This window comes from Bacillus sp. FSL K6-3312 (assembly GCF_038007485.1).
GTDB classification, from domain to species: domain Bacteria; phylum Bacillota; class Bacilli; order Bacillales; family Bacillaceae; genus Bacillus; species Bacillus pumilus.
This window is the reverse complement of sequence record NZ_JBBOXI010000001.1, coordinates 173,642-185,551: the sequence shown is the minus strand read 5'-3', so window position 1 is coordinate 185,551 and position 11,910 is coordinate 173,642. Positions and strand designations below refer to the sequence as shown.

Genomic DNA, 11,910 nt, shown 5'->3' with positions numbered 1-11,910 from the left:
TAGCTCGCATACATTCTGACCTATAATATAGAAAAAGAGCAGCCCCTAAAGAGACTGCTCTCGACCCGTATAATTACTTTTGCTCCTCTGGTCCAATGACCCGCATCACATTTTGTGCTGTAGATTTCATTTTGTACCAAATCCAATCAAACACTTCATTAATTTCATTAATTTGACCAGTGACTTGTCCGGCAGAAGCAGTCAGCTGTTCCCCATTGACGACGGTGACATTTCCATCAACCTTGCCTTCTACAATCAGCTTGCCATTTTTGACAGTGACATCACCTTTTACGGTTTCCCCTTTAGGTACGGTCACTGTATCATTTACAACGACGAGATTCGGCTGCTTCGACACACTGAAATTATGATCCGTATTCCAGCTTGTAAACAGACTGCCTCCCATCAAAATGAGAAAGAGGGCAGCGGCCACCATCAGCGGATGAGCTTTGATCCATCTTTGAACCGACACACGCTTTTTTTCCTTTGGAAGACCTGCCATCACCTTTGCAGTGAAATCAGTCGGTGCTTCTATATGAGATGTACTCTGCACAAGCGCGATGGATTTCTCAATTTGTTGAAAATGAGTACGGCACTCCTCACACGATTGCAGATGGCTTTTTAATTCTTTTTCGTCTTGGGGCTCAATGTCCCCGTCTAAATACTGATGCATAAGCAGGACGATTTTTTCCTGACAGCTCATCAAAATCACCTCACTCAAAGGTCTCTCAACTGTTTCCGGAGAGCCTCTCTACCCCTGTGTATTCTCGTTTTCACCGTACCAACAGGTATATTTAGAATCTCACTAATTTCTTTTAACGAGAGTTCATCAATATACTTTAATACGATGACCGAACGATATTTATCGGGTAATCTTAGAATTTTTTGCTGAATGGTACTCGATAATTCAAGAGACACCACCTCTTCCTCTGGCAAAATGCCATCAGCAGCAATTTGAGAATACATATTCAATCCTTCTGTTCCTGCCACCTCTGCATCTAAATAATAATCCGGCTTTTTTTTGCGAATACGATCGATGGTCAGGTTGGTTGCAATGCGGTACAGCCACGTAGAAAACTTACGATTCACATCAAAGCTTTCAATATTCACATAGGCACGAATAAACGCCTCCTGTGCAATATCCTCTGCTTCGTGTGCATTCCCAAGCATACGGTAGCACAGCTGATAAATTTTGTCTTTATACAGGTCTACGATGTCTGCAAATGCGTTCTGGTCGCCTTTTTTCAATTGCTTAATTCTCTTTTTAATCATTGTGTCCATAGTATATTCAACCTCTGCCTTCACCGGTCTTTATGTATACGAACCTCTTTCCAAAAGGTTTCATTCTCCTCTAAAAAATAGTGTAACAAATTTTTGACAGCGTGTTACGTATATCCACCAGTAAAAACCTTAATATATCCTTAAATTTATCCAAAACAAAAAAGAACGGGAACAAGTCCCGCTCTACAATAGCTTTTCGCCCATTAATGATCCAATCAAAGCAACAGCTGCCTCGGCTGTTTTATTTTTTTCATCCAAAACCGGATTCACCTCAACAAATTCAGCTGAAGTCAAAATACCCGCTTCCTCTAAAAGCTCCATGGCTAGATGACTCTCACGGTAACTGATGCCGCCTGCCACAGGAGTTCCTACACCTGGACACTCAGCTGGATCTAATCCATCTAAATCAAGCGACAGGTGGACACCATCCGTTCTTTCCTTTAAATAAGAAATGGCTTCCTCCATCACCCTTGTCATCCCTAAACGATCTATTTCATGCATCGTATACACTTTAATGCCTTTCTCTCTAATTAATGCCCGCTCTCCTTCATCTAGGGATCGAGCACCAATTAAAACAACATTCTCAGGCTTCAATTTTGGAGAATAACCACCAATGTTCGTCAAATCAGCATGCCCAAGGCCAAGACTGACTGCAAGCGGCATACCATGTATATTTCCAGAAGGAGAGGTTTCCTCTGTATTTAAATCACCGTGAGCATCATACCAAATGACACCTAAGTTTTCATAATGCTTGGATACACCAGCAAGTGTGCCAATGGCAATGCTGTGATCACCGCCTAAAATGAGCGGGAATGAGCCTGATTGAACAATACTGTCAACCTTCTCAGCCAGCAGCTGATTCGCACCAGCATTCTCCGTTAAATTTTTTAGCTTTTCACTTGTATATAAACCTTTTTCATCATCTCTTTGTTCAACCGGAATATCCCCGAGATCCTCCACATCAAATGAAAGCGATTCCAATTTTTCTTTTACGCCTGCACACCGAATCGCACTCGGTCCCATATCGACGCCCCTTCTCATTTGACCCAAATCCATCGGAACCCCGACAAGCGTGACCTTCTTTTGATCTCCCATATGTACATCCCCTTTCCGTTCATGCTTATATTTTACTTTCTCGATGCCTTCTGACTCAACTCAACAATATTTTGAATAGTTATACATTCCGCCTGCCAACATAAAAAAAAGACACCTTTTTGAAAAAGGTGTCTTAACTGGGCTAGCTGGATTCGAACCAACGCATGACGGAGTCAAAGTCCGTTGCCTTACCGCTTGGCTATAGCCCAAAAATGGTGGAGGGGGGCGGATTCGAACCGCCGAACCCGGAGGGAGCGGATTTACAGTCCGCCGCGTTTAGCCACTTCGCTACCCCTCCACATATGGAATTGATAAAGAAAAAACAGTGCCGGCAAGAGGACTTGAACCCCCAACCTACTGATTACAAGTCAGTTGCTCTACCAGTTGAGCTACACCGGCATATGGTGGAGGATGACGGGCTCGAACCGCCGACCCTCTGCTTGTAAGGCAGATGCTCTCCCAGCTGAGCTAATCCTCCACATCAATGGTGACCCGTACGGGATTCGAACCCGTGTTACCGCCGTGAAAGGGCGGTGTCTTAACCGCTTGACCAACGGGCCAATTTGTCAAGTTTGACTGTTTCCGTGAAGCTGACAAAAGTTATTATATACAGGTTGTCCCCCTTTTGTAAAGGGGATTTTTATTTTTTTTATTTTCTAACTATTCACCTTCAATTAGCACCACTTTTTGATTAAAATATAATTTCAGTATTTAAATATAATGTTGAAATTTCATATCATACTGAATATACTGAAAATGAAGAAATAAGGAGGAATGTCGCATGCAGCCATCTCAATTGCGTTCTTTGACAACAGAATCAAGAAATCCTAACACAATGGGAATATCACAAGCAGATCCACTCGAAATGCTCCAAATGATTAATGAAGAAGATATGAAGGTCGCTCAAGCAGTCAACCGTGTCCTACCACATGTCAAAACAGCAAGTGACTTCGCCTATGAATCCATCTCAAATGGGGGCAGACTCGTTTATTTAGGAGCCGGGACAAGCGGCAGACTTGGCGTGATGGATGCTGTCGAATGTCCCCCTACCTATAGCGTCTCACCTGATGTGATTGTCGGCATCATGGCAGGCGGAGACTCTGCTTTTTCACATGCTGCCGAAGATGTGGAAGACAGTGAAGAAGCCGGCAAACAGGATTTAGTACACATTCACCTGACATCAAAAGATACAGTCGTCGGTATCGCCGCCAGCGGTAGGACACCCTACATCATCGGCGCTTTAAACTACGCTAAATCCATCGGCGCAAAAACAGTAGCCCTCAGCTGTAATGAACAAGCAAAAATTAGCGAACTGGCAGACTGCGCCATTGAAGTCATTGTAGGACCAGAAGCCATCACAGGGTCAACACGAATGAAAGCCGCATCCGCTCATAAAATGATTTTAAATATGCTTTCCACCTCTGTCATGATCAGACAAGGAAAAGTATATGAAAACCTGATGGTTGATGTAAAAGTCAGCAATCATAAATTAAAAGAACGCGCCATCACCATCATTCAACATGTGACAAACGCTTCCTACGAACAAGCCGTGAAAACGCTTGAAGCGGCAGACTTAGAAATCAAAACCGCCATCGTCATGCTTCAAACAAACACAGACAAGAAAACAGCCAAGGATTTACTCAACAAAACGAATGGTCATATCGACAAAGCCATCGCACATCATCAATCCTAAAGGAGGCAGTGCTCATGTCAGCAGGTGGACTCACCCTACTACACACAATGAAAGCAAAGCTCCCCCAATCTGAAAAAATCATTGCAGACTATATCCTTGCCCATCCTGACAAAGTCATTAAGAGCACAGTACACGAGATCAGTCAGGCAGCCGGTGCAAGCAGCTCTGCAGTCATCCGCCTTTGTAAATCTCTCGGGCTAGATGGCTATCACGATTTAAAAATGCGAATCGCTGGGGACTTGATGCATAGCGATAAACAAGGCTACCGTGATATCGAACAAGATGAACCGCTTCAATCCATTATTCAAAAAACAGCAGGAAACTCGATTCAATCGATTAAGGACACCGCTTCTATTTTAAATGCAGAGGCATTAGAAAAGGCTGTTCAATTACTGCTGCGTGCAAATCAAATCCATTTCATCGGCGTCGGTGCATCTGGCATCGTCGCAGCGGATGCCCAGCAGAAATTTCTCAGAATCAATTATGCAGCGACTGCCTTCACTGACATGCACATCGCATCAACGGTCATCGCAAATGCCGGAAAGAATGACATCGTGTTCGGTATATCCTTTTCAGGAGAAACGTTAGACATCATTCAAGCCCTTCAGCTCGCAAAAGACAATGGAGTGAAAACCATTGCCTTGACACATCCAGGTCAAACAAGCGTTTCTGCCTTATGTGACGTTCACCTATCGACGTCCGGTTCCAATGAAGCACCTTTTCGCAGTGCAGCCACTTCCTCTAGAATGGCACAGCTCTACTTAATTGATGTCTTGTTCCTCAGCTTAGCTTCCCGTCAATATCAAGAGACGGCGCAATATATTGACAAAACAAGACATGCCATCCGCTCCATGAAACGAAAATCAAAGGGGGATTCAACATGAGTCATCAAACGAAATATCAGCAGTTGGCGAAAGACATTCTTTCTCTCTGTGGTGGTTCTGAAAACATCTCTTCCCATACACATTGTATGACGCGTCTCCGAATTACACCGATTGACAATGAACAAGTTCAGATCAATGCAATCAAAGAACTCGATGGCGTCATTGGAGTCGTTGAGGCAGAAACGCTACAAATTATCTTAGGTACTGGTGTTGTCAACCAAGTATCAAGTGCGTTTGAACAACTGCTAAATGACTCTGGCTCCTATGATTTAAACAACGAAGCACAAAAAAACAAGCAAGCCATTTCACAAAAGAACCGCACACCGTTCAAGCTGTTCTTACGACGGATTGCCAGCATTTTTATTCCTATCATTCCAGCACTCGTTGCATCAGGTCTTATTACAGGGATTACAAAAGCAATCGTGCAAGCGGGTTGGCTTGATGGAAAGTCTCAAGCAGCGATCATTTTAACCGTTATTGGTTCAGGCTTGTTCGCATATCTCGGTATATTAGTCGGAACAAATGCCGCAAAGGAGTTTGGGGGCTCTCCTGCATTAGGCGCATTAGCTGGTATCCTCATTATTAACCCAGCCTCCGCAGACATTATGCTATTTGGCACAAATATTCTACCGGGCAGAGGCGGACTTATCGGTGTTCTTCTAGCCGCCATCTTTATGGCACTTGTGGAAACAAGAATCAGACGCTTCGTCCCGCAATCACTTGATATCATCGTCACACCAACCATCACACTACTCATTACAGGCATTTTTACGTACGTTGTCTTCATGCCAGTCGGCGGATTTATATCGGATGCCATTACCTCAGGATTAACTTATCTATTAAATATGGGCGGAATCTTCGCTGGATTTATTCTTGGTGCGACCTTCCTTCCACTTGTTGTAACAGGACTTCACCAAGGACTGACACCGATTCATATGGAACTCATTAATTCCATAGGAGATGACCCGCTTTTGCCGATTCTCGCTATGGGCGGTGCAGGACAGGTAGGTGCGGCATTCGCCATTTATATGAAAACAAAAAAGAAAAAACTCAAAAGAGCCATCGCGGGTGGACTTCCTTCAGGGATGCTTGGCATTGGTGAACCACTCATTTTCGGTGTCACACTCCCGCTGGGACGACCATTTCTCACCGCTTGTCTTGGCGCTGGAATCGGCGGTGCATTTCAAGCCTACTTCCAAATTGCAACGAAGGCGATTGGTGTATCAGGTCTCCCATTAACCTTTATTGTTCACGCACATCAAATGCTTCTTTACTTAATCGGACTCTTTATTGCATATGTCGCTGGATTTATTTTCACATACTTATTTGGTTTTCATGATGATATGGCTGTTGAATTTGAGGAAAAATAAGCAATAGGAGGGCTAACTCTTGAAGAAATACTTTCTCTTAATGACAAGTCTGCTCATGCTCCTTGGATTACCAGCACAAACATTTGCAACTAGCTCCCATCCTGTATCGTCTTTGTCTAAAACAGCACCTGAAGAATACCCCGTCTTAAAAAAGGCAAAACGACCGGAACAAGTTGGTTTTTCTTCTAGGCAGCTTAGGAAGGTTGATCACATGATTCAAAACGATATCAAAGCAGGATTTCCAGGAGCCGCACTCATCATTATCAAAGACGGAAAAATCGTCCATCAAAAAGCCTATGGCTACAGGCAAAAATACGAAGGCACAACGGAACTCAAATCATATAAGAAAATGAAAAAGAATACTCTGTTCGACTTAGCATCCAATACCAAAATGTATGCGACCAACTATGCACTGCAAAAGCTTGTCTACGAGAAAAAACTGAATGTGAATGAAAAAATACAAGCCATCCTGCCAGATTTTAAAGATGAACCAGATGCAAAGGTAACCGGCAAAGATCAGCTCCGTGTAAAAGATCTTCTGACCCATTCTGCCGGACTCCCTTCCAGTGTTTTATTTTATAGCAAAGAAGCAGCCGCCACCTTTTTCTCTCAAGATAGAAAGACAACGATGAAATGGCTGCCGAAGGTGCCTCTGCAATACAAACCAGGCACCCAGCACATTTATAGTGACATTGATTACATGCTGTTAGGCATGATCATTGAGAAAAAAACAGGCATGCCTCTTGATCAATATGTAGAGTCGACGATCTATCGGCCGCTAGGTCTCAAGCACACAATGTTCAATCCACTGCAAAAAGGATTTAAGCCGAAGCATTTTGCAGCAACCGAACGTTTAGGTAATTCGCGAGATGGTGTCATTGATTTTGAAAACATTCGCAGGTACACCCTGCTAGGCGAAGTCCATGATGAAAAAGCATTCTACTCAATGGCAGGTATCTCTGGTCATGCTGGACTTTTCTCTAACATATCAGACATGGCCGTGCTGCTCCAGCTCATGCTGAACAAAGGAGGCTATGGAAAAACAACCATCTTTGATCAAGCTTCTATCGATCTCTTTACAGCCTCTTCTGATACAAACCCAACATACGGGCTAGGCTGGCGAAAAAACGGTCATACTGACATGGAATGGATGTTTGGAAAATATGCAAGTAACGAAGCCTATGGACATACTGGCTGGACCGGAACGATGACATTGATTGATCCAAAACATAATCTAGGTATCGTCTTGCTGACAAATAAGAAACATTCGCCTGTCGTTTCACCTGAAACCAACCCAAATCAATTTGAAGGTGACCTTTTCCCAACTGGCACTTATGGAAGCATCATGACCGCCATCTACGAACCTTTTAAGTAAAAGGAGGAATTCGATGTTAAAAGCACTTTTCCCCGCTGCTTTGGTTTTAGCTCTGCTAACCTCTTCCATTCCAACGGAAAAGGTTAGCTCTGCCCCTCTTCCAACCGCAAAACAAATGGTACAAAACATGTCTTTGGATGAAAAGATAGGTCAAATGCTTATGCCAGACTTTCGTAATTGGCAAACAAAAGATGAATCCGCACCTACAGGCTTAACAAAGATGAATAAAGAAGTATCCCATCTTGTAGAAAAATATCATCTAGGTGGTGTCATCTTATTTGCGGAGAATGTCGTTGATACGAAACAAACCGTCAAACTCACCCATGAATTTCAAAAAGCATCACCAAAGATTCCATTACTCATTTCAATTGATCAAGAAGGTGGAATCGTCACAAGATTACAAAAGGGAACACATTTCCCAGGAAATATGTCGATTGGTGCCTCTAGAAGCAAGAAAAATGCATACGACACAGGCAAAATCATCGGCAAAGAATTAAACGCACTGGGGATCAATACAAACTTCTCTCCTGTGCTAGATGTGAATAATAACCCAAACAACCCCGTCATTGGTGTCCGTTCCTTTAGCTCTGATCCTGCTCTTGTCACTAGGCTTGGCCTTCAAACCATGAAGGGACTTCAAAAGGAGAAGACTATTTCGACACTCAAGCATTTCCCGGGACATGGTGATACAGCCGTCGATAGTCACTACGGCTTGCCGCTCGTAGAACATGACCTAGATCGTCTTAAAAAGGTGGAGCTGTATCCGTTTCAACAAGCGATCAACGCTGGTGCGGATATGGTCATGACCGCTCATGTTCAATTTCCTGCCATTGATGATACAACATATAAAAGCAAAAAAGATGGCGAGGACATTATGGTTCCAGCAACCTTATCGAAAAAAGTCATCACACACTTATTAAAAGAAGAGATGGGCTTTCAAGGAGTTGTCGTAACAGACGCCCTAAATATGAAAGCGATTGCAGATAACTTCGGACAGGAAGAAGCCGTAGTGATGGCCATTAAGGCTGGCGTCGACATCGCCCTCATGCCAGCACCAGTCACCTCTCTTAAAACTGAGAAAAACCTTGAGAATGTGTTCAATGCTGTAAAACAGGCAATTGTAAAGAAAGAAATTCCGATGTCTCAAATCAACGAATCTGTTGAAAAAATTCTTCAATTGAAGATCAAACGAGGCATCATTTCTTCCAAAAAACCTATCACCCTTGAGAAAAAAATCAAAAAAGCCACTCAAGTCGTTGGGAAAAAATCGCACCGGAAAGCAGAACAAAAAATGGCGCGTGAAGGGATCACCCTGCTTAAAAACAACGATAAGACCCTACCCTTCAAGCCTAAAAAGAATGATAAAATCTTGGTCATGGCACCTTACGAAGATCAAACAAAAGCCATGTCTGTCACAATTGACTCTCTGATCAAACAAAAAAAGATCAAACCTGTACGTATCCAATCATATGCTTTTGCGGAAAAGACTTTCAACAAAGAAACAGCCAGACTCATACAAGATGCTGACTATGTGATTACTGGCTCATACGTTGTCCAAAATGACCCAGCTGTGAATGATGGTGTGATTGATGACAATGTACAGGACCCGAAAAAATGGGCTACTACTTTCCCACGTGCTGTCATGAAAGAAGCTGCAGCACAAAACAAAAAAATGGTCATCATGAGCCTAAGAAACCCTTACGATGCTGCAAATTTTGAGGAGGCGGATGCCTTACTAGCTGTTTACGGTTTTAAGGGCTACTCAAACGGACAATTCAACCAGCCAAATATTCCTGCTGGGTTAGAAGTCATATTTGGCACTGCATCACCTAAAGGCAAACTGCCTGTAGATATCCCATCTGTCACTCATCCAAATCAAACCCTGTATCCATTCGGCTATGGACTCAACTTGAAAGGGAAACAGATCAAATAGGAGGGATTCTCTTGAAAAAAACAGCAAGCTTCATACTCGCAAGCATTCTCATGATGAGCACATTGACCGCCGCCTCCCCCGCAAGCCAAGAACGAACAGATACAAAAGGAAAAAAAGCAACAGTCAAAACTGGGATCGAAACACTACTCTCAGGCAATCTTTCATGGTTAAAAGGGAAAAGGGTCGGCCTCATTACCAACCCAACTGGTATTGATGCAAATATGAAAAGCAGTGTCGATCTCCTATTTGAGCATCCAAATATCAAGCTTACTGCTCTATATGGACCTGAACATGGTGTGCGCGGCGATGCACAGGCAGGAGAAGGCGTCGAATCCTATACCGATGAAAAAACGGGTCTTCCTGTTTACTCTCTCTATGGAAAAACAAGAAAACCAACGCCTGACATGCTTAAAAATGTAGATGTCCTGTTGTTTGATATTCAAGATGTTGGCGCTCGTTATTACACCTATATTTACACGATGGCCTATGCGATGGAGGCTGCGAAAGAAAACAACATTCCCTTTGTTGTCCTAGACCGTCCAAACCCCATTGGCGGACTAAAAGTAGAAGGCCCTGTCTTAGAACCTGAGCACGCTTCATTTGTAGGGCTCTATCCAATACCATTAAGACATGGGATGACCACTGGTGAACTAGCAACATTCTTTAACAAAGAGTTTCATATCAATGCTGATGTCACAGTCATCAAAATGAAAAATTGGAAGCGTTCCATGACGTTTGATGACACGAAGCTGCCGTTCGTCCTTCCTTCACCTAACATGCCAACAGTGGATAGTACCTTTGTATATCCCGCCACAGGATTAATTGAAGGCACAAATGTCTCTGAAGGCAGAGGAACAACAAAACCGTTCGAGCTCATTGGCGCTCCGTATATCAATAGCAATGAGCTAGCAGATTATTTAAATCAATTAAAACTAAAGGGTGTGAAATTTAGACCCGTATCATTCACCCCCACTTTTTCTAAACATACAGGGAAGCTATCACACGGTGTGCAGCTATACGTCACAGACCGCTCTTCATTCGAAGCGGTAAAAACAGGGTTATCCATCATCAAAGCCATACATGATTTATATCCAAAAGACTTTCAGTTCCTTCAAACAGGTAGCTTTGATAAACTCATCGGAAATGGTTGGATCAAAGAAGAAATCAATCAAGGTACTTCCGTCAAACACATCATGAAGCGCTATCATCACGACCTCAAATCATTCGAAAAGAAACGGAAGAAATATCTCATCTATTAATTCGCAAAAAGACCTCCATCTCATAAAATGGAGGTCTTTTCATGATAAAGATTTAGTCACAGCAGGCGCTTTCAGCTCAAAACGATTGAGTAAGAAACCAAACAAGGCAGCAAGTACTTGCTGAAACAGCATACCAATCACAACAGGGACAGCAACAGCAGGCGGAAAAAAACTAATGGCAAGCACAGCTCCGGCACTAATATTTCTCATGCCGCCCGTATACACAATGGCCACAATCTCCCCTTGAGTACATTTCATTACCTTTCCAATCAACCATGCAAAAGCATACCCACTCATCGCAATGAAAAAGACAGTCGCTGCTTTGCTAAAAAATGCAGCATCCAGTTCACGCAAATATGGGGCGACAACAGAACTGTTAATCGATACGACAACAAACAAGCCTAATTTTGAAAAAGGAGCCAGGGTCTGACTAATTGTTTTCGTCACAGATGGCTTTGCATACTGACGAACGAGCATCCCTAAAATAGAGGGCAGCACCACCATACCAAACAGCCCTTTCATGATCGCAACCATGTCCATATGGACCTGTGTACCGACGAAGAGTGACAAGCTTACTGGCACAATCAATGGCGAAAGCAATGTATCAATTAAAATGATAGATAACGTTAACCCGACATTCCCTTTATACATCGCAGCCCATATTAAACTAGACACACCTGTTGGAATCACCATCGCAAGAGTCAAACCGGTGATCGTCATAGAATCGCCCGCAAATATCAAATGCCCCGCTGACCAAGCATAAAGAGGCATCAGCACATGCAAAATCATAAACGATAAAATCAAAGGCAATGGATGCATCACCGTATGCTTTAAAGCTGAAAAAGTAGATGACAAGCTCCCTGAAAATGTCATAATGGCAAATACCCAAGGCACCATAAACGTAAAATCTTTTAAATAGGCCGCCAATAAAACACCAAGTAGCACACTAATAGGCGTAATAAGCGGCATCATCCGGCCGAGCACTTGGTTCAAACGCACAAGCATGCCGGCCACCTCCATCCT

10 protein-coding genes and 5 tRNA genes are annotated in these 11,910 nt (G+C 43.2%); 6 read left to right on the top strand and 9 right to left on the bottom strand.

Annotated features, from left to right (window positions below):
• Positions 1-73: 73 nt before the first annotated feature.
• The 8 genes from rsiW to MHI11_RS01035 all read right to left on the bottom strand — a co-directional run bounded on the left by rsiW (position 74) and on the right by MHI11_RS01035 (position 2,933).
• On the bottom strand, positions 74-700 hold the full coding sequence (gene rsiW, locus MHI11_RS01070) for an anti-sigma-W factor RsiW (RefSeq protein WP_034664492.1): 627 nt from the start codon (positions 698-700) through the stop codon (positions 74-76).
• Between the two features lie 14 nt (positions 701-714).
• The gene (gene sigW, locus MHI11_RS01065; protein WP_003217112.1) at positions 715-1,278 is read right to left on the bottom strand and encodes an RNA polymerase sigma factor SigW; all 564 of its coding nucleotides are present in this window, start codon (positions 1,276-1,278) and stop codon (positions 715-717) included.
• 183 nt (positions 1,279-1,461) lie between these two features.
• Positions 1,462-2,373 (bottom strand): arginase, encoded by a 912-nt coding sequence (rocF, locus tag MHI11_RS01060; RefSeq protein ID WP_044139152.1) that lies wholly within the window; start codon positions 2,371-2,373, stop codon positions 1,462-1,464.
• Positions 2,374-2,510: 137 nt separating this feature from the next.
• Positions 2,511-2,582: transfer RNA gene (locus MHI11_RS01055), tRNA-Gln, on the bottom strand.
• Between the two features lie 4 nt (positions 2,583-2,586).
• A tRNA-Tyr gene (locus tag MHI11_RS01050) sits at positions 2,587-2,671 on the bottom strand.
• 28 nt (positions 2,672-2,699) lie between these two features.
• Positions 2,700-2,772, bottom strand: a tRNA-Thr gene (locus tag MHI11_RS01045).
• 3 nt (positions 2,773-2,775) lie between these two features.
• A tRNA-Val gene (locus tag MHI11_RS01040) sits at positions 2,776-2,851 on the bottom strand.
• A gap of 7 nt (positions 2,852-2,858) precedes the next feature.
• Positions 2,859-2,933, bottom strand: a tRNA-Glu gene (locus MHI11_RS01035).
• 221 nt (positions 2,934-3,154) lie between these two features.
• On the opposite strand from MHI11_RS01035, the gene murQ reads away from it, so the two are divergent.
• From murQ to MHI11_RS01005, 6 genes are read left to right on the top strand one after another with little or no spacing between them, the layout of a single operon-like run.
• Positions 3,155-4,066: an N-acetylmuramic acid 6-phosphate etherase gene (gene murQ / locus MHI11_RS01030; RefSeq protein ID WP_340960194.1), complete on the top strand. Its 912-nt coding sequence runs from the start codon at positions 3,155-3,157 to the stop codon at positions 4,064-4,066.
• Positions 4,067-4,080: 14 nt separating this feature from the next.
• Positions 4,081-4,950, top strand: coding sequence for a MurR/RpiR family transcriptional regulator (locus MHI11_RS01025; RefSeq protein ID WP_340960193.1), 870 nt, complete (start codon positions 4,081-4,083; stop codon positions 4,948-4,950).
• Positions 4,947-6,320: a PTS transporter subunit EIIC gene (locus MHI11_RS01020; RefSeq protein WP_340960192.1), complete on the top strand. Its 1,374-nt coding sequence runs from the start codon at positions 4,947-4,949 to the stop codon at positions 6,318-6,320. Before MHI11_RS01025 ends, MHI11_RS01020 begins: the two co-directional genes overlap by 4 nt.
• Before the next feature lie 19 nt (positions 6,321-6,339).
• Positions 6,340-7,695, top strand: coding sequence for a penicillin binding protein PBP4B (pbp4b, locus tag MHI11_RS01015; protein ID WP_340960191.1), 1,356 nt, complete (start codon positions 6,340-6,342; stop codon positions 7,693-7,695).
• Between the two features lie 13 nt (positions 7,696-7,708).
• Entirely contained in the window at positions 7,709-9,628 is a 1,920-nt protein-coding gene (locus MHI11_RS01010) for a glycoside hydrolase family 3 protein (RefSeq protein ID WP_340960190.1), read from the top strand.
• Between the two features lie 11 nt (positions 9,629-9,639).
• Positions 9,640-10,887, top strand: coding sequence for an exo-beta-N-acetylmuramidase NamZ family protein (locus tag MHI11_RS01005; protein ID WP_340960189.1), 1,248 nt, complete (start codon positions 9,640-9,642; stop codon positions 10,885-10,887).
• Between the two features lie 39 nt (positions 10,888-10,926).
• On the opposite strand, the gene MHI11_RS01000 is transcribed toward MHI11_RS01005, so the two are convergent.
• On the bottom strand, positions 10,927-11,892 hold the full coding sequence (locus MHI11_RS01000; RefSeq protein ID WP_044139145.1) for a bile acid:sodium symporter family protein: 966 nt from the start codon (positions 11,890-11,892) through the stop codon (positions 10,927-10,929).
• Positions 11,893-11,910: the final 18 nt, after the last annotated feature.